Here is a 16,121-nt window from a genome sequence, read left to right on the forward strand (position 1 = left end):
TCCACAAGTGTAGGGGAAAGCGGTCACCCGCGACGGTGCACGGCGCGCCCGGCGAAATACGTGGCCCGCGGGCGCAGCCCGACCAGCTCATCCACCGGCAGCGCGAACGGGTCCTCGTCGAAGACGACGAAGTCGGCGGACAGGCCGGGGGCCAGGGACCCTGTGGTGTCGCCGAGACCCATGGCGCGGGCGCCGTTGACGGTGAAGACCTCGATCGCCTCGGCGAGGGTGATCGTCTGTTCCGGCCCGAGCGTGCCCGGACGCCGCCCGGACGGGTCCGCGCGGGTCACCAGGCCCTGGATCCCCTCCCAGGGGTTCGGCGTCTCGCTCACCGGCCAGTCGGAGCCGCCGGCGACCAGGGCGCCCGTGTCGATCAGCGAGCGGTTGGGCTGCAGCCCGGCCACCTCCGCGGCGGGACGCACGGTGCCGAGCGCGTCGGCGATGACGCCGGGGAACCACAGGAACGGCGAGATGTCGGCCACGACCCCGAGCCGGCCGAAGCGCGGGAGGTCCTCCGGGGCGATGAACTGCCCATGGGCGATCTGGTAGATCGGCTCGAGGTGTCCTTCGGCGCGCACGACCTCCACAGCGTCCAGCACCATCCGCACCGACGCGTCGCCGGTGCAGTGGATCTTCGCGGAGATGCCGAGCGCGGCGGTGCGACGCAACCAGCCGAGCAGCTCGTCGGCGGGCATGGTCGTGCCGCCGTGCCAGTGCGAGTGGTCGTGATCGTCGACCGGCAGGTACGGCTCGAGGAAGGCCCCGGTGCGGGCCGGCGGGGTCCCGTCGAGGAAGATCTTGACGAAATCGGGACGGTGGTGCTCCCCGGTGAGCTCGTCGCGGTGCGCGATCAGCGCCTCGCCGAGGTCGTCGTAGCCGAAGATCTGGTCGTTCACCGTCATCGACGAGACGACCCACGCGTCGAGCTCGCCGCGGCCGTCGAGCGCGGCCAGCGCGCGCATCTGCGGCAGGGAGATCGCAGCGTCCTGGAACGCGGTGATGCCGTAGGTGTGCAGGATCTCGATGCCGCGCGCGGACGCACGCTCGTCCTGCTCGGGGGAGAGCGCGACGGCCGGCGCGGCGACGGCCTCGACCAGCAGGCCGGCCGCCTCCAGCAGCACACCGGTCGGCTCTCCGGTGCCGGGGTCGTGGACGATGCTCCCGCCGACGGGGTCGGGGGTGCGCGCGTCGATCCCGGCCAGTTCCAGGGCGCGGGTGCTGGCCCACCGATTGTGGTGGCTGTCGTCCGTCAGGAGCACGGGACGGCCCTCGGCGGCGGCGTCGAGCGCGTGCCGCGCCGTGGCGTGCCCGAGCGCGTCGAGGAGTCCCGTGCCCCAGCTGCTGCCGACGATCCAGGCGTCGGGTGGGAGAGTCGCGGCGTGTCCGCGAACCGCCTCGACGATCTCGTCGACCGAGGCGGTGTTCGGGAACGTCAGCTCGAAGAGCTCGGCGCGGCCGGCGTGCGCGTGGTGGTTGTGCACGTCGACCAGCCCGGGCATCGCGAAGCCGCCGGCGAGGTCGACCGTCTGCGTGCCGGGACCGCGGAAGCGCTCGATCGCGTCGGTGGATCCGACGGCGACGATCCGCCCGTCCCGCGCGGCGAACGCCTCCGCGCGCGACCGCTCGGGGTCGACCGGGTAGACGATCCCGCCCGTGACGATCAGATCGGCGGCCGGGGCGGCGTCGTGGTCGCTCACGCGTTCGCCGGGTCGTACTCGGCCGGGTGCACCGTGTTGCTCAGGAGGCGTCCGTGCGCGCCGAAGGTGAAGTGCGTCGGCTGCTCGCCGGTCGCGTCCAGCCCGAAGAGCACCCCGTGCGAGCGCAGCGCGCGCTGATCGCGGTGATCGGCGATCGTGACCGAGGCGCACGGGATGACCTTCTCGCGCCACGCGAAGACGAGGATGCCGGGCCGGACCTCCCACACCGAGCACTCGTCGGTGTCGGCGAGCCCGCGCTCGGGCCCGGCGAGGCACTGCCAGGTGTACCAGTGCGGGCTGAGGTAGACGTGCTCGTAGGCGTGCTCGGCGCTGTACACCCACTGCACCCGGCGGCCGATCAGCGTCGTGCTGGGGGCGGCGGGGCGCCCGCTCGTCGGCAGCTCCTCGATCTCCGACGGCACGAAGAGCTGCTTGACCGCGGTGCCTCCCGGCAGGTCGCCGCCGATCGCCTGCACGACCGAGAGCGCGCGGCCCGCCGTCAGGTCGACGATCAGCGAGACGGCCTCGGACGGATCGTACTCGTGGTGGAACTGGACGAAGTAGAGCCCGTCGTCCACTCGGAAGGCCTCGTAGTCGTCGGCGCTCGCCGTGGCCGGGATGGGGTCGCCCTCCCCGGGCACGTACTCCCACTCGACCCGGTGCTCGGCGAAGCGGTGCACGATGCGGGTGCCGCGGTCGTCGACCAGGGTCACCGTCCGTCCGGCGAGATCGGTCGAGTGGGCGGCCTTGCTGGCGTCGAAGCCGGGCGCGAGCCCGTCGAGCGGCAGCCAGGCGGCGGTGTCGGTGAGGTCCTCGATGGGCATGGCGTTTCCTTCCGTCGTCCGCCCAGTATCGGCAGCGGGCTCGCGCGGGGGAAAGGGGGCGGCGGGGGATGTGCGGCTGCGGTCAACCGTCGTTCCGTCGTCGCCAAGGCGCCCGTGCTCGACCGGCGGCCGTGCCGCAGCGGACCGTCAGCGCAGTTCCGCCGCGATCGCCTGGGCCGCCTGCCGCAGTCGCTCGGCGACACCCTCCACCGCGCGTCCGTTCGCCACGAACACCACGGCCACCGCTGCCGGTGCGCCGTCCGGGAGGACGAGGGGGACCGCGACCGACGCCAGTCCGGGGATGACCTCGTCGTGACTGGTCGCGAAGCCGCGCTCCCGGGCCTGGGCGGCCTCGTCGCGCGGGTGCTCGTCGGGCAGCGCCCGCCACTGCGATTCGGTGAGCGCCGACTGGATCGCGATGCCGGGCGCTCCGGAGGCGAGCGGATGACGCGTGCCCGGGCGCTGCACCACGGTCGCGTGCGCGTGCGAGGGCTCGACGCTGACGAGCGTCACGACCTCGTGCCGGTCGAGCACCGCGACGAACGCCGTCATGGCGAGGTCGTTCGCGATCGCGGTCAGCTGCGGCAGGGAGGCCGACTGCAGGTCGCGCGACACGGAGCGCGCCAGCGTCGCCATCCGCGGCCCGAGCTGCACCGCTCCGGCGGCGTCCCGGACGACCAGCCCGTGGTCCTCGAGCGTGCGCAGGATGCGGTAGGCGATCGACCGGTGCACCCCGAGGGCGGACGAGAGGGCCGCGATGCTCATCGGCTCCTCCGACTCGGCCAGCACTTCCAGCAGCCGGATGCCGCGCGAGAGCGTCTGCGAGTGCGGCGCGCTCTGCCCGTCCGGTGCATCCATGCGGTCCATTCTGTCGCATGGTGCACGCCAGGCCGGTTCGGGCGGCCCCCGGCGCTAGAGCAGGGTCTCGACCCCGAGGCGCACGCGATCGCCGAGCTGGACCCCCTCGGCCTGACGGACGGCGCCCTTGATCGACACGATGTAGGCACCCTCGGCGCTCTCCGGGAAGAGGGAGGTCGACCACCGCGACCCGCCGAGCGTCATCATCACCTTGACCGAGCCGAAACCGGCCGGGGGATGCGGCTGCAGCCGGATCTCCTCCGAGATGTCCTCCGGCAGCCGCGCGAACACCCAGAGGTCGCGGCGGGCCTCCCACCGGAACAGCTCGGCCTCGAACTCGTAGCGCACTCCTGCCATGCCTCCAGCCTGCCACGCGCCGCCGACGATCGGACGGCGCCCGGATCGCGCCGATCACCCCTGCCGCTGCAGACGTCCCGGCCAGTAGGGTGACCGTCAGCGGACCGACCGCAGCGCGTCCGTGACAGAGGAGGTCCCCATGCCCACGCGCCCCGGCTCCGTGACGTTCGTCGCCGTGCTGACCTACATCAACGGCATCCTCAACATCATCGGCGGTGTGATCGCGCTCTTCACGCGGGAGTCCTCACCTGCGGCGCAGACCGCCGGCGGCCTGGCCGGGGTCACCACGTCGGCGATCGTGTCGATCGTGCTCGGAATCGTGATCCTGATCGTCGCCCGCGGCCTGCTGAACGGCAGCACGGTCTCGCGCGCGCTCGTCACCCTGGTGATGGTCCTGAACCTCATCAACGGCGTCCTGCTGCTGTTCACCCTGCAGTTCGTCAGCGGGATCCTCGAGATCCTCTGGGCGCTCCTCGTCATCTCGCTGCTCTTCACCCGGCGGGCGAGCGCGTTCTTCACCGGCCGTCGCCCGGCCTGACCCGGATCGGAGAGAATGGGAGCGGGCGCCGCCGCCGCGTCGTCCGCGCGCGTGCGCGCGCAGCCGAGAGAAAGACGGGCAGAAGAGACGATGGGCTGGTCGACGTGGTTCCGCCGCCGCGCGCCGAAACGGACGGTGCGCACGCGTCCGTTCGACGAGGACGCCCTCACGGCGCCGCCCGCTCCGACCCTCGATCAGGCGGTGGAAGAGGGCATGCTGCTGGCGGAGTACGCCACGCGCATGGCCGTGAAGAACCACATCGTCGTCGACACCATCCAGTACGGCAACGACTTCGATCCCCAGCGGCACACGGGAGAGGCGGCGCGCATCCTGCGTGAGCTCGCCTCGGAGCAGGGGCAGGCGGCCGGTCGCATCGACGAGGAGCTCGCCGCGGCGACCGGCGTCCGGGGCGATGCGACGCATCCCCACGACTACCGGGACGTCGACCTGGACAACCTCGGCCTGCGCCGCTCGGCCGCGCTGGCGCTCGCCGCCCAGCTGCGCGAGAAGGCCGATTCGCCGGAGCAGCTGCTCGCCCTGGTGGAGCGCGGTCGGCAGGACGCCTGGGACGACGTGGGGACGGCCATCGAAGCTGGTCTCGACGCGCTCTCGGGCGTGGAGGCTCTGCGCGACGACTACGAGCGCGAGAAGCCGGCCCGGCTCAAGCTGCTCATCTGGCGCGACCTCGCGAAGCTCCAGGAGGAGCGCACCGGGTACTGAGGTGCGCAGGCAACGCTCTCAGCGGGCACCACCGGCCGCTGCCGTACGCGTTCGCGCGGTTCCAGCGGGAACCGGACCGGGGAAGAGGTCAGGCCGCGCGCTCGGCCTCCAGGCTGATCGCCCGGTGATCGGAGGCGCCCGCCGGGAGGACGTCGACGCGCTCGATGTCGAACCCGGTCGAGGTGACGAAGTCGAAGTACCCGGTGAAGAACTTGTAGCGCAGGTAGGTCGGCTCCGTGCTGCGCTTCAGCGTGTATCCGCTCGTCGTCAGGCTGCGCTCCAGCCCGTTGATGAACCACGGATAGTTGAAGTCGCCGACCATGATCGCCGGGGTGTCGGGGGCCAGCGAGCGCATCCCGTCGTGGGCGGCGGCGATCTGCTTGCGGCGCAGCGAGTTGGAGGCCGTCAGCGGGGCGGCGTGGAACGAGCCGACCAGCACGCTGTCGCCGCTGTCGCGGTCGCGCAGGTGGACGGCCAGCAGCCGCTCGTGCGCGGGGGCGAGCACGCGGTCGTGCAGCGACTTGTGCACGGCGAAGACCTGGGTGTGCAGGATCTCGTAGCGATCGTCCTTCACGTACACGGCGAGGCCGAGCCGGTTGGCGCGCGTCGCGTCGGCCAGGGTCAGGTGATGCAGGCGCTCGGGCAGGACGTCGGTATCCGCCTCCTGCAGGCACAGGGCGTCGACGTCGTGGGTCAGGGCGATGTCCGCGAGTTCATGGCCTGCCGCGTGCTTGCGGAGGTTGTAGCTGATGATCCTCAGGGCGATGCACCTCTTCTCGTGGTCCGGCGCGCGGGGGAGCGTCGGACGCGCTTGTCATTCTGGCCCACTTCGGCCGCCATGCCCGGGGGCGGGCCGCATCCCACATGGAATTCACACCCTGGTCATCGGCCGTTCGGGCGGTACGGTGGTGCCATGGCAGGCGACGCGGTCATCCTCACCGTCCCGGGTCCGAGCGGCGACCGGGAGGTGCGCATCTCGAGTCCAGGCCGGGTGCTCTGGCCGGAGCTCGGCATCACGAAGCTCGACCTGGCGAACTACCTGGTCACGGTGGGGGCTGCGTTCGTGCGCGCCAACGGTGACCGCCCGGTCTCGCTCCAGCGCTTCCCCGAGGGGATCGACGGCGAGCAGTTCTTCTCCAAGAACCCGCCGCGCGGCGTCCCCGACTACGTGCGCTCGGTGATGGTCGTCTACCCGAGCGCCCGCACCCACCCGCAGCTCGTCATCGACGAGCCTGCCGCGGCCGTGTGGGCTGCGCAGATGAACACGGTCGTGTTCCACCCCTGGCCGTCGCGGGCGGAGGACTCCGACAACCCGGATCAGCTGCGCATCGACCTGGACCCCCAGCCGGGCACCGGATTCGCCGACGCGATCCCCGCCGCGCTCGAACTGCGCGCCGTGCTGCGGGAGGTCGGGCTCGACGCCTTCGTGAAGACCTCGGGCAACCGCGGGCTGCACGTCTTCGCCCCCGTCGAGCCGACCCGCGAGTTCCTCGACGTGCGGCACGCGGTGATCGCGGCCGCCCGTGAGCTCGAACGACGGATGCCGGACGCGGTCACGACCGCGTGGTGGAAGGAGGAGCGCGGGGAGAGGATCTTCGTCGACTTCAACCAGGCCAACCGCGACCGCACGATGGCGGGCGCGTACAGCCCGCGCGCGCTCGCACACGCGCCGGTGTCCACACCGGTCACCTGGGACGAGCTGCCCGACGTCGATCCGCGCGACTTCACGCTGCTGACCGTGCCGCAGCGGCTCGCGACCATCGGCGACCCGTGGGAGGGGTTCGGCGACGCCCCCGGCACCATCGACGTGCTGATGGAATGGTGGCAGCGCGACCTCGACGCCGGACTCGGCGAACTGCCGTTCCCGCCGGACTACCCGAAGATGCCCGGGGAGCCGCCGCGCGTGCAGCCCAGCCGCGCCAAGAAGGTCTAGAGCGCTGCCGCCGGTCGGCCGTCGGTCACCGGTTCAGCCGAGGACCTCACCGAGGTCGTAGGCGACGGGACGGTCGAGTTGGTCGAAGGTGCAGGAGCGCGCCTCGCGGTCGGGGCGCCAGCGCTCGAACTGCGCCGTGTGCCGGAACCGCATCCCCTCCATCTGGTCGTAGCGCACCTCCAGGACCCGCTCGGGGCGGAGCCGGACGAACGACACATCCTTGCCCGAGGAGAACCGGCTGCGGTCGGTCTCGCCCGTGACGGCGGCGCCGGCGTCGTCGCGCTCGACCAGCGGCGCGAGTTCGTCGATCAGCTCCCGGCGGCGGACATCGCTGAAGGCGGAGACGCCGCCGATGTTGCGCAGCACGCCGTCGGCGTCGTAGAGACCGAGCAGGATCGAGCCGACGCCGTGCCCGCTGGCGTGGATGCGGTAGCCGAGCGCGATCACGTCCGCCGTGCGGTGGTGCTTGATCTTCAGGAGCGTGCGCTTGTTCGGCGTGTATGCGCCGGCCAGCGGCTTCGCGACGACCCCGTCGAGCCCCGCACCCTCGAACTCGACCAGCCAGCGCCGGGCGACCTCGACATCGGTGGTCGTCCGGGTGAGCGCGAGGGGAGCAGGCAGGCCGCCGGCGAACTCCTCCAGGGCGGCCCGCCGGTCGGCGAACGGCCGGTCGAGGTACGACTCGTCGCCGAGGGCGATCAGATCGAACGCGATGAAGCTCGCGGGCGTCTGCTCCGCCAGCAGTGCCACCCGGCTCGCGGCGGGGTGGATGCGCTGGGAGAGCGCCTCCCAGTCGAGCCGTTGGCGACCGGGGTCGCCGGTGGGAACCACGATCTCGCCGTCGAGTACGCACGGCCCCGGCAGCAGGCGGCGGAACGCCTCCACGAGCTCGGGGAAGTACCGGGTGAGCATCTTCGAGCCGCGGCTGCCGATCTCGACGGCGCCGATGCCGCCGTCGTCCGCGGGCTCGGCGTAGACGATGGCCCGGAAGCCGTCCCACTTCGGCTCGTAGCTCAGGCCTCCCGTGACGGAGGCGGAGTCGGGGACCGTCGGCACGGCCTTGGCGAGCATCGGGGCGACGGGGGAGTCCGGCGTGGGGCGCATGAGTCGATCATCCCGCGCGGGGCGGGGGAGCGGAAGGGCGGTCGGGCGAGCGGCGGCTGGGTGTCGTCTTCGAGGTCGTCGGCACCGAGTTGAACTTAGGTAAGCCTGGCCTATACTCGAGAACGAGATGCACCGACCCGACCATTCCTCCCACACCGCCGAGACGGCGCACCACGACGACCGTGTGCAGTTCGTCGTGGTGGGTGACGAGACCTCGCTGCCGCAGGTCGAGGCCGAGCTGGCCCTGCTGCCGCTCTGCGCCCGCGGCCGGGTGTTCGTCGAGGTGGAGGACGTGGAGAACATCGTCCCGATCTCGGCGCCGATCCGCATGACGGTCACCTGGCTGACCCGCGCGACGCGCTCCGGCCGACCGGGGACCGGAGAGCGCTGCGCACGCGGCGCGGCGGCCTCCCGCGCCGTCCGCGCCTGGGCGGCGGAGATGCTCTGCGATGGGCCGGGCGCCACTCAGGCCGTCGTGACCGGCGGGTTCTCGCTCGTCTCCGAGGTGCGCGAGCTCCTGCTGGACGAGGTGGGGATGACGGCCGACGCGGTCGTCACACCGGAGCGTCCGCACCGACCAGCGTCTGTGTGACGGCCCAGAGGTCACGCCCGAGCTGGGCGTCCTTCGCCTGCGTCGTCGTCGCGCCGTTGGCCGCGAGCTTGTCGAAGTAGGTCCCGCTGGGGGCGAGCACCGGCGTCTCCGCCGCGAGCCGCACCAGGGGAGCGGCCCCCTCGGCGACGGGGATGCCGTACGTTCCACGGGTCACGAGCGCACCGAATCGGATGAGCGGCGACGTCCGCCCGAAGTTCGTGGCGATGGTGCCGGGGTGGAACGAGTAGGCCGTCACGCCGGTCCCGGTGAGCCGCTCGGCGAGCTCGACCGTGAACAGGATGGTCGCCAGCTTGGCCGTTCCATAGGCGGGCCAGCCGCCGCGCCACGGCCGCCGCTCCCAGTCGAGGTCGTCGAGGCGGAGGCGGCCGAACCGGTTGGCGAGGCTGGCCGTGTTGACGATCCGCACGTCGCGCCCGTCCGCGGCGGTCGCCTCCAGGCGCGGCCGGAGCAGGTGGGTGAGCAGGAACGGCGCCAGGTGGTTGTTCTGGATGGTCCGCTCGTGCCCGTCCGCCGTGAGGAGCCGTTCGTGGTTGAGCCCTCCGGCGTTGTTGGCGAGGACGTCGATCGTCTCGTACCGGTCGAGGAGGGCCGCAGCCAGGGCCCGCACGTCGTCGAGACGCTCGAAGTCGGCGAGGAACGGCGTCGCGCCGACCCGCTCGGCGACCGCGCGGGTCCGCTCGGGGTTGCGCCCGACGACCGCGACGTCGTTGCCGAGCGCAGCGAGCTGTTCCGCCGCGATGACCCCGATCCCGGAACTCGCCCCCGTCAGGACGATGGTCCGTCGGTGGGTGGCCCCCTGGCCTGCGCTCATCGGTATCCGCCCTTCTCGAGGCCCGCCTCGACCTCGTACCGGTTGCGGAGCGGATCGCGCCCGGACAGCAGGTAGAGCAGCGGGAACACCATCCCGTAGCGCTGCCACTGCCGCTTGTGCACGGCCTCGTGCTCGAGCACGTCGTCGCTCACGTTCTGGTCCGTCAGGTAGCAGCCTCCCACGCACGACCCGCCGCGCCCGAAGGTCCGCTGCGGCATGCCGCGGAAGACGAACAACCCGGCCCGCCGCTCGATGGGTCCGGTGCTCCAGAGGAAGCCCCAGGCCAGGCCGACCGCCGTGGCGTAGAGGTAGCCCAGACGGCTGATCGGGGAATCGAAGAGCAGCCGGCCGAGCAGGCTGCGGTCGAGCGCGTCGGCGATCCGGTCGCGCGCCCTCACGAGGTCGGCCGGCCGTACGTCTCGAGCAGCCGCAGCCAGACCTCGCTGATGGTGGGGTACGACGGCACGGCGTGCCAGAGCCGGGCGAGCGGAACCTCGCCCACGACGGCGATGGTCGCCGAATGCAGCAGCTCGCCGACGTCCTGCCCGACGAAGGTGACGCCGAGCACGACCTGGCGGTCCTCGTCGACGACCATCCGCGCCTGGCCCTCGTAGTTGTCGGCGACGACGGAGGCGCCGCTCACCGAGCCGATCGGGTAGTCGACCACCCGGATCCGGTGGCCGGCCTTCTCGGCGGCGGCGGCGGTCAGCCCGACCGAGGCGACCTCGGGGTCGGTGAACGTCACCTGGGGAACGGACCGGTGGTCGGCCGTAGCGACGTAGGTGCCCCACGGCTCCAGGGGCACCGGCGTGCCGTGCGCGCGCGCCGCGATCGCGTCGCCGGCGGCCCGGGCCTGGTACTTGCCCTGGTGGGTGAGCAGGGCGCGATGGTTCACGTCGCCGACGCCGTACAGCCAGCCGCCCTCGACGGCGGGAACGCCGTCGGCGTCGACCACGCGCAGGGAGTCGTCCACCCGCAGCCAGCCGCCGTCCTCCAGCCCGAATGCCTCCAGGCCGAGTCCCGAGGTTCGGGGAAGGCGGCCGGTCGCGACGAGGAACTCGTCCGTCTCGATCGTGCCCCCGTCGTCGAGGGCGATGCGGAAACGGTCGCCCTCGATCCGCTCGACCGAGGTCGGCGACACATCGAGGTGGACGTTCGCGCCCAGCTCGCGCAGCGCCTTCGCGACGGCCTCGCCCGCGAAGGGCTCGTCGTTCGCGAGCAGGGCGCCGCGGGAGATCAGGTGCACCTCGGTCCCGAAGCCCGCGTACGCCGTCGCCATCTCGACGCCGACGACTCCGCCGCCGAGGATCGCCAGCGAGACCGGCACGCGCTGCACGCTCGTCGCGTCGCGGCTCGTCCACGGCTCGCTCGCGCGCAGGCCCGGGATGTCCGGCAGCACGGCGGCCGAGCCGGTGCACACGGCGACGGCGTGGGCGGCGGTGAGGACCGTCACGGTGCCGTCCTCCGCGGTGACCGTGACCTCCTTCGGTGCGGTGACGACCGCCCAGCCCCGCACCAGATCGATCCCGGCTCCCTCCAGCCAGGAGACCTGGCCGTCGTCCTTCCAGTCGCTGGTCATCCGGTCGCGGCGAGCGAGCACGGCCGCGACATCCAGCTCGCCCGTGACCGCCTCGCGCACGCCGCCGACCCGGGACGCGGCGCGGAGCAGGGCGCCGCTGCGCAGCAGCGCCTTGGACGGCATGCAGGCCCAGTACGAGCACTCGCCGCCGACCAGTTCGGCTTCGACGATCACGGTACGCATCCCGCCTTGGACAGCGCGGTCGGCGACGTTCTCGCCGACGGCGCCCGCTCCGATCACGATGACGTCGTACTCGGTGGTGGTCATGCTGTCTCCTTGTCGTCGGGGAGGTCCTGGGTCGGACCGTCGGCCGGCCGTGGTCGGCTCGGGAGGGCCGTCAGCGGCCCACGAATCGCGCCTCGGTGCGGGTGAGGAAGGCCTCCATGCCGATGCGGGAGTCCTCGCTGGATGCGAGGCGCACGAGCGCCGGCTGCAGTTCCGCCTCGGCGGCCGCGTCGCCGTCGCGCACCGCGCGCTTGGCGTTCGCCAGTGCCGCCTGGACGGCCAGCGGGGCCTGGGCGGCGATGCGCTCGGCGATGGCGAGGGCCCGGTCGAACTGCTCGCCGTCCTCCACCACCTCCTGTACGAGCCCGATGCGGAGGGCCTCCGCGGCGTCGAACATGTCGCCGGTCAGGATGTAGCGCATGGCGTTGCCCCAGCCGACCGCACGCGGGAAGCGCAGGGTCGCGCCGCCGAACGGCAGGATGCCCCGGGTGACCTCGATCTGCCCGAATGCCGTCGAGCGCGCGGCGACCGCGACATCGGAGGCCAGGATGAGCTCGATGCCGAGCGTCAGGCAGGTCCCCTGGACGGCGACCACGACCGGCTTGAAGAGCGCGGTGCCCGAGACCTGCCACGGGTCCAGGCCGCCCTCGCCGACGAACGACAGGCCGTCGGGACCGATGCGCGGCCCGAGGTCGGCGAGGTCGAGCCCCGCCGTGAAGTGGTCGCCCACCGCGTGGACCAGCCCCACCCGCAGCTCCGGATCGCGCTCCAGCTCGCCATAGGCGTCGGCGAGTGCCGAGAGCAGTTCGAAGTCGGCGGCGTTGCGCTTCTCCGGGCGGTTGAAGCCGATGAGCAGGATGTGGCCCCTGCGCTCGGTGCGGATCTTCGGTTCGGTCATGGAGGCCACGCTACCCGTCGCCTCAGAGACCGTCATCGGCGGTCGCCGAATCGGTGGAGAGGTGTCGCGGTCGGGCGTCGGTGGAGGACGGCGTGTCCGGGGTCGCGGCGCCCTTCGCCAGCGGGCCGGTGAGCGCGCCGAGGATCCGCAGGATCACCGGGAGGTCTCGGCCCGCGGCGTCCGGCGTCTCGGGGGCGAACTCCGTGATGGCCGCACCCGCGAGCTCGAACCGCCCGCGCAGAGCACGGATCGCGTCGCAGAGCGCGCCCGGCGAGACCCCGAACGGCTCGGGGTAGCCGATGCCGTCGATCTGCGCGGGGTCGAGCACGTCGAGGTCCACGTGAACGTACACCGCGCTCGCCCCCGTCGTCTCCACCGCCCGCACGATCGACGCCGGATCGTCGAGCTCCGCGGGGGCGACCACGCGGATGGCCGAGGCCTCGATGAAGGCGGACTCGCCGTCGTCGAGCGACCGGGTGCCGGCGAGGACGAGGTTCGACGGAGGGAGGACGGCAGGCCCCGTCGAGGCGAGGCCGTCCGGTCCGTCGCCGAGGAGCGCCCGCGCCACCATGCCGTGGAACGCACCGGACGGGGAGGTGGACGCGTCGTTGAGATCGCCGTGGGCGTCGAACCACACCAGCGCGACCGCGCCGGGGGGACGCGCGGCGACCGCGTGCTGCACGCTCGCGAGGTCGGCGGCGCAATCGCCGCCGACCGTCACGACCGGGCTCTCCAGCAGAGCGAGTTCCGCCGCGGCCGTCTCCCGAACGAGGGTGAGCGACGACAACCGGTGCACGCCCGTGCCCAGCGACTCCCCGGCGGCCGAGGGGACGGCGACGACGTGTGTCGCGGCGGCGGGCAGGTCGCCCTGGATCGCCTCCGCCCCGTCGATCAGCCGCATGGCGCGGGACGACCCCGAGCCCTGCCACTGCGGCACGACCAGGAAGGATGCTGCGCTCACCGGGCGGTCACTGCCCCGGGGTGTACGGGGCGGAGGACGCGGGGTCGGCCGTGACTGCGGGCTGGGCGCCGCCGGTCTTCAGCGCCGCGAGGCGGGCCTCCACCTCGGTCATCTCGCCCAGGTCGTCGAGGTCGTTGAACTGCGCGTCGAGGCTCGACGCGGCGAGCTCCTGGGCGCCGCGCACACGGGCCTCCTCCCGGCGGATCTTCTCCTCGAAGCGGGAGACCTCGCTCGTCGGGTCGAGGATGTCGACGCTCTTGACCGCGTCGATGACCTGCGACTGGGCCTGCGCGCTCTTCGCACGCGCGATCAGCTCCGCGCGCTTGCTCTTGAGCTGCTCCAGCTTCTCCTTCATGCCGTTCAGCCCCGACTTGAGCTTGTCCACGACCTCGGTCTGCGCGGCGATCTGCGGCTCCGCGGTCTTCGCCTCGTTCTCGGACGAGATCTGGCGCTGCAGGGCGACCTTGGCCAGGTTGTCGAACTTGTCGGCATTCGCGGTGTCGCCGGAGGAGCGGTAGGTGTCGGCCTGCTTGCTGGCGGCGAGCGCCTTGCGGCCCCACTCGTCGGCGGCCTCCACGTCTTCGCGGTGGTCGTCCTCGAGCAGGCGCAGGTTGCCGATGGTCTCGGCGATGGCGCTCTCGGCGTCGGCGATGCTGTTGGTGAAGTCGCGGACCATCTGGTCCAGCATCTTCTCCGGGTCCTCGGCCTGGTCGAGGAGGGAGTTGATGTTCGCTTTCAGGAGCTGTGAGATGCGCCCGAAGATGGACTGCTTTGCCATGTGCTCTTCCTTTCCTCTCGCCCCCGATGAGGCGCTGGATCTGTGTCCGCCTGCTAGAACCGGCCGCCTCCGCGCCGACTGCGCGTGCCGCCGCCGCCGAAACTGCCCGGGTTGAAGCCGCCGCCGCTGCGTCCGCCGCCGCTTCGGCCGCCGCCGGAGCCGCTTCCGAACATCCCGCCACTGAGGACGGAGTTGATCAGGATGCCGCCCAGGATGGCGCCCATCGCGCCGTTTCCGCCGCCTTGTGCGGGCGCGGTGCCGCCGCCGAAGAGGTCGCCCAGGCCGCCCTGCTGCGGCTGGAAGCCGCCCACATCGCTCTGCGCCAGCCGGGTGGCCTCGTCGGCGAGCTGGGCGGCGCGCTGCGCCTGGGCGAGCGCCGTCACCGCGTCGGTCGCGGCCGTCTGCTCGGCCTGCACCACCAGCCGGCCGGCCTCGGCCAGCCGGGTGCGTGCCTCGGGGCCGACGGCGCCGCGGCGCGCAGTGATGAAGTCCTCGCAGGCCGACACGCGCGCTCTGGCCGCCAGCAGCGTCTGCTGCAGCGACGACTGCGCGCGCTGGGTCTGCATCCGGGCATCGCGGACGCCCTGCAGCGCGCCGTCGATCGACCGGTTGGCCGCGTCGAGGCGCTGGGCGATCTCGAGGGGGTTGATCGGTCCGGCGGCGAGCTTGGCCCGCACGTCCGCCACCGTCTGCTCGGTGCCGGCGATCACGCCCGCGATCGTGCCGCCCGGGTCTCCGGAGGCGGCGAGGGCGCGCGCCTCCGCGAGGTCGCTCTCCAGCTCCGGCAGCACGGTGTCGATCGACTGCTGGGTCGCCGCGAGATCGGTCGCGACGCGGTCGACGGCGTCGAGCAGGAGTCCGGCCTGATCGACGGACTCCTCGGCGGCCCGCACGCCGATCGCGGCGGCACTGCTGTCGCCGGCCTGGGACTTCTGCGCCGCCGCGTCGAGCGCCGTCTGCACGAACGCGAGGCGTTGGGTGGCCTGATCGACGTTGTCGTGCACCGTGGCGAGGGAGGCGTCCGTGTAGCGCTGGGTGAGTGCCGCCTGGGTGGCACGTGTCTGCTCGATCCGGGCCGTCACCTGTGCGGCGGCGGCGGTGACCTCCGCGGAGGCTTCCGGGATGCGCTTCTCCAGCGAGCGGAGCTCGTCGAACGCGTCCGCCTGCGCGTCGAGCGCGTGGTTGGCCGCGGCGCAGAGCTCGACGATGCGGATGTTCCAGCCGCGGCGCTGCTCGTCGGTGTCGGGTTCGGCGTCGTCGAGCTTCTGCTTGAGGGTGAATGCCTCGCGGAGCTGTCCCTTCGCCTGGTCGAGAGCGGCCTGGAACGGGACGACCGCGTCGGCGCCGTACTGCGCGGTGGCGAAGCCGAGCTCCTCCTCGCTGGTGCGGATGGCGTCGTCGGTCTGCACGAGCGCCGAACCCGCGCGCCGCTGCAGCTCCTCGATCGGCAGGGTCTGCAGCTCGCTCTGCGGCTGCCCAGACGCTCCGGCCGTGCCGACGGCCGTCTTCTTCGTGCGGCGCGACCGGACCACCAGGAAGATGACGAGCCCGACCACGATGACCGCGATCAGGAAGATCCAGAAGAAGCCGCCTCCGCCTCCGCCGACCGCGTCGGAGAGGCCCTGCGCCGCGGCGATCCCCGCTCCCGACCAGTCGCCGGCGCGCAGCTTGGGCTCGATGTCGTTCTGCTCGATGCGGTCGAGCTGGTCGCCGCTGACCGGGCCGGCGTCGTCGCCGGAGAGGTAGTACGCGCGGCCGTCGGTGGCGACCGCCAGCAGGTAGTCGTTCGGCCCGAGGTTGTTCTGGGCGGCGGTCTCGTTCGCCCAGTCCGCGGCATCGGTCGGGTTCGTGAACCGGTCGACGTAGACCACGAACAGGTCGATCTTGTGGTCGTCGGCGAGCTTCGCGGCGGCGGCGGCGACCGCGTCGCCCTCGCTGTCGCTGAGCACCCCGGCGACGTCGTCCACGTGGCTGGAACCGAGGTCCACCGGATCCTGTGCCGCAGCGGGAGCCGCGAGGGCCAGCGGGCCCGCGACGAGTGCGACGGCCAGCAGGGCCCCGGTCAGAACACGTCGCACGAGGATCCACCCACTCTCCAGGAACACTTCGAGCCCGAGTCTATTCGGGGCCCGTGGACGCTGTCACTGTTTCGGCCTGTTACGGGCCCGGCTGCGTCACGGCGCCGGCCGACCCAGAATGGACGGACCCGGCCAGGCGAGAGGAGG

The 16,121-nt window shown here is 72.5% G+C and carries 17 protein-coding genes; 4 read left to right on the forward strand and 13 right to left on the reverse strand.

Features of this window, described 5'->3' with window-relative positions; genetic code table 11:
- Positions 1–23 precede the first annotated feature (23 nt).
- From U870_RS0108540 to U870_RS0108555, 4 genes are all read right to left on the reverse strand, one after another.
- On the reverse strand, positions 24–1,697 hold the full coding sequence (locus tag U870_RS0108540) for an amidohydrolase (protein ID WP_025156982.1): 1,674 nt from the start codon (positions 1,695–1,697) through the stop codon (positions 24–26).
- Positions 1,694–2,521, reverse strand: a complete 828-nt coding sequence (locus U870_RS0108545; RefSeq protein ID WP_025156983.1) for a molybdenum cofactor biosynthesis F family protein — start codon at positions 2,519–2,521, stop codon at positions 1,694–1,696. The genes U870_RS0108540 and U870_RS0108545 overlap by 4 nt, the downstream gene beginning before the upstream one ends.
- 147 nt (positions 2,522–2,668) lie before the next feature.
- Positions 2,669–3,379: an IclR family transcriptional regulator gene (locus U870_RS0108550; protein WP_115644431.1), complete on the reverse strand. Its 711-nt coding sequence runs from the start codon at positions 3,377–3,379 to the stop codon at positions 2,669–2,671.
- A gap of 54 nt (positions 3,380–3,433) precedes the next feature.
- On the reverse strand, positions 3,434–3,736 hold the full coding sequence (locus U870_RS0108555; protein WP_029947402.1) for a DUF1905 domain-containing protein: 303 nt from the start codon (positions 3,734–3,736) through the stop codon (positions 3,434–3,436).
- A 139-nt stretch (positions 3,737–3,875) separates the two neighbouring features.
- Between U870_RS0108555 and U870_RS0108560 the strand changes: the two genes are divergently transcribed.
- Together U870_RS0108560 and U870_RS0108565 are read left to right on the forward strand one after the other, a co-directional pair.
- A complete protein-coding gene (locus U870_RS0108560) occupies positions 3,876–4,274 on the forward strand; it encodes a DUF7144 family membrane protein (RefSeq protein ID WP_025156986.1) in 399 nt (132 codons plus the stop codon).
- Positions 4,275–4,364: 90 nt separating this feature from the next.
- Positions 4,365–4,994: a hypothetical protein gene (locus tag U870_RS0108565; RefSeq protein ID WP_025156987.1), complete on the forward strand. Its 630-nt coding sequence runs from the start codon at positions 4,365–4,367 to the stop codon at positions 4,992–4,994.
- Between the two features lie 88 nt (positions 4,995–5,082).
- Here U870_RS0108565 and U870_RS0108570 read toward each other — a convergent pair whose 3' ends face one another.
- Positions 5,083–5,760 carry an endonuclease/exonuclease/phosphatase family protein gene (locus tag U870_RS0108570; RefSeq protein WP_081815245.1) on the reverse strand — a complete coding sequence of 226 codons (678 nt, stop codon included), beginning with the start codon at positions 5,758–5,760 and terminating at the stop codon, positions 5,083–5,085.
- 147 nt (positions 5,761–5,907) lie between these two features.
- Here U870_RS0108570 and ligD point away from each other — a divergent pair, with 147 nt between their 5' ends.
- Positions 5,908–6,927: a non-homologous end-joining DNA ligase gene (gene ligD, locus U870_RS0108575; RefSeq protein ID WP_025156989.1), complete on the forward strand. Its 1,020-nt coding sequence runs from the start codon at positions 5,908–5,910 to the stop codon at positions 6,925–6,927.
- 33 nt (positions 6,928–6,960) lie between these two features.
- On the opposite strand, the gene U870_RS0108580 is transcribed toward ligD, so the two are convergent.
- On the reverse strand, positions 6,961–8,031 hold the full coding sequence (locus U870_RS0108580) for an ATP-dependent DNA ligase (protein ID WP_025156990.1): 1,071 nt from the start codon (positions 8,029–8,031) through the stop codon (positions 6,961–6,963).
- 127 nt (positions 8,032–8,158) lie between these two features.
- Here U870_RS0108580 and U870_RS0108585 point away from each other — a divergent pair, with 127 nt between their 5' ends.
- Entirely contained in the window at positions 8,159–8,623 is a 465-nt protein-coding gene (locus tag U870_RS0108585) for an SIP domain-containing protein (RefSeq protein ID WP_025156991.1), read from the forward strand.
- Here the strand turns inward: U870_RS0108585 and U870_RS0108590 are convergent.
- From U870_RS0108590 to U870_RS0108620, 7 genes are all read right to left on the reverse strand, one after another.
- Positions 8,586–9,455, reverse strand: a complete 870-nt coding sequence (locus U870_RS0108590; protein ID WP_025156992.1) for an SDR family NAD(P)-dependent oxidoreductase — start codon at positions 9,453–9,455, stop codon at positions 8,586–8,588. The two genes, U870_RS0108585 and U870_RS0108590, sit on opposite strands and share 38 nt — an antisense overlap.
- Positions 9,452–9,853: a hypothetical protein gene (locus tag U870_RS0108595; RefSeq protein ID WP_025156993.1), complete on the reverse strand. Its 402-nt coding sequence runs from the start codon at positions 9,851–9,853 to the stop codon at positions 9,452–9,454. Before U870_RS0108595 ends, U870_RS0108590 begins: the two co-directional genes overlap by 4 nt.
- Positions 9,850–11,301: a dihydrolipoyl dehydrogenase family protein gene (locus tag U870_RS0108600; protein WP_025156994.1), complete on the reverse strand. Its 1,452-nt coding sequence runs from the start codon at positions 11,299–11,301 to the stop codon at positions 9,850–9,852. The genes U870_RS0108595 and U870_RS0108600 overlap by 4 nt, the downstream gene beginning before the upstream one ends.
- Positions 11,302–11,371: 70 nt before the next feature.
- Positions 11,372–12,157 carry a crotonase/enoyl-CoA hydratase family protein gene (locus U870_RS0108605; protein ID WP_025156995.1) on the reverse strand — a complete coding sequence of 262 codons (786 nt, stop codon included), beginning with the start codon at positions 12,155–12,157 and terminating at the stop codon, positions 11,372–11,374.
- A gap of 22 nt (positions 12,158–12,179) precedes the next feature.
- A complete protein-coding gene (locus U870_RS0108610; RefSeq protein WP_025156996.1) occupies positions 12,180–13,118 on the reverse strand; it encodes an arginase family protein in 939 nt (312 codons plus the stop codon).
- A gap of 7 nt (positions 13,119–13,125) precedes the next feature.
- Positions 13,126–13,896, reverse strand: a complete 771-nt coding sequence (locus U870_RS0108615; RefSeq protein ID WP_025156997.1) for a PspA/IM30 family protein — start codon at positions 13,894–13,896, stop codon at positions 13,126–13,128.
- 53 nt (positions 13,897–13,949) lie between these two features.
- Complete coding sequence (locus U870_RS0108620) at positions 13,950–16,001, reverse strand: TPM domain-containing protein (RefSeq protein ID WP_240183664.1); 2,052 nt, start codon at positions 15,999–16,001, stop codon at positions 13,950–13,952.
- Positions 16,002–16,121: the final 120 nt, after the last annotated feature.

The organism is Leifsonia aquatica H1aii, from assembly GCF_000633535.1.
Classification (GTDB): Bacteria; Actinomycetota; Actinomycetes; order Actinomycetales; family Microbacteriaceae; genus Leifsonia; species Leifsonia aquatica_A.

Coding starts and splice junctions, on each gene's coding strand:
- U870_RS0108545 (WP_025156983.1), bottom strand. CDS start 2,521: ATGCCCATCGAGGACCTCACCGACACCGCCGCCTGGCTGCCGCTCGAC.
- U870_RS0108550 (WP_115644431.1), bottom strand. CDS start 3,379: ATGGATGCACCGGACGGGCAGAGCGCGCCGCACTCGCAGACGCTCTCG.
- U870_RS0108555 (WP_029947402.1), bottom strand. CDS start 3,736: ATGGCAGGAGTGCGCTACGAGTTCGAGGCCGAGCTGTTCCGGTGGGAG.
- U870_RS0108560 (WP_025156986.1), top strand. CDS start 3,876: ATGCCCACGCGCCCCGGCTCCGTGACGTTCGTCGCCGTGCTGACCTAC.
- U870_RS0108565 (WP_025156987.1), top strand. CDS start 4,365: ATGGGCTGGTCGACGTGGTTCCGCCGCCGCGCGCCGAAACGGACGGTG.
- ligD (WP_025156989.1), top strand. CDS start 5,908: ATGGCAGGCGACGCGGTCATCCTCACCGTCCCGGGTCCGAGCGGCGAC.
- U870_RS0108580 (WP_025156990.1), bottom strand. CDS start 8,031: ATGCGCCCCACGCCGGACTCCCCCGTCGCCCCGATGCTCGCCAAGGCC.
- U870_RS0108585 (WP_025156991.1), top strand. CDS start 8,159: ATGCACCGACCCGACCATTCCTCCCACACCGCCGAGACGGCGCACCAC.
- U870_RS0108590 (WP_025156992.1), bottom strand. CDS start 9,455: ATGAGCGCAGGCCAGGGGGCCACCCACCGACGGACCATCGTCCTGACG.
- U870_RS0108600 (WP_025156994.1), bottom strand. CDS start 11,301: ATGACCACCACCGAGTACGACGTCATCGTGATCGGAGCGGGCGCCGTC.
- U870_RS0108605 (WP_025156995.1), bottom strand. CDS start 12,157: ATGACCGAACCGAAGATCCGCACCGAGCGCAGGGGCCACATCCTGCTC.
- U870_RS0108615 (WP_025156997.1), bottom strand. CDS start 13,896: ATGGCAAAGCAGTCCATCTTCGGGCGCATCTCACAGCTCCTGAAAGCG.